This window comes from Streptomyces sp. SID13726, from assembly GCF_010548375.1.
Taxonomy (GTDB): Bacteria; Actinomycetota; Actinomycetes; order Streptomycetales; family Streptomycetaceae; genus Streptomyces.
In genome coordinates this window covers 1-658 of record NZ_JAAGLY010000128.1, presented here as the reverse complement: position 1 = coordinate 658, position 658 = coordinate 1, and the positions used below count along the sequence as shown (strand labels likewise).

The window sequence follows — 658 nt, the reverse complement described above, 5'->3', positions numbered from 1 at the left end:
GGAGCAACGCGAGGTAGCGCGCGACGTCGTCCCGGCTGCGCAGCGCGTCGCGGACGGCGGAGTGCCGTCGCTCGGGGACGTCGCCGTCCAGGCCGAGGACGACGACGCAGCGCCGTGTCGCGCGCTCGTCTCCCGACCCGGCCGTCGTCTCGACGGCAAAGAACGGCGTGACGGCGCGGAGGCTCAGGTCCTGCCACGCGACGTCGGCTCCCTCGTGGAGCTCGCGTGCGTGCAGGTCGGAGTGAAGGGTCACCGGCCACGTGACCGTGGTGGCACCGGGGACCGGCTCGGGAAGACCCTGCGTCCCGACGACGAGGCTCGCCGCGGAGTCGCCGTCGGCGAGGTCCGTGTCATCGATGTCCGTGGTGAGAGTGGCGCGCAGGCCGGATGCCGCGAGCCGCCGGTGGAAGTCGTCGATGTCGAGGACGGTGGACTCTGCGGGGTCGACGACCGGCTCGGGCGAACGTGGCGCGAACGGGTCCAGCACCTTCTCCAGGCCGGGGACGTCCTTGGCGCCGTCGAGCGTCGCGCGCACGCCGACGTCGGCGGTGCGGCCGTGCAGGGCAACCGCCAGCTCGACGTTCCCGCCCCACGCCGCCGTGGTGAGGTTCGCGCTTCCGGTGACCGTCGTGCTGTCCCGACCAGAGTCCACGACGAC

The 658-nt window shown here is 73.4% G+C and carries 1 protein-coding gene; it reads right to left on the bottom strand.

Features of this window, described 5'->3' with window-relative positions:
• Positions 1-658 (bottom strand): hypothetical protein (locus G3I78_RS46735; protein ID WP_203616482.1); only part of this gene is annotated, 658 nt, incomplete at both ends.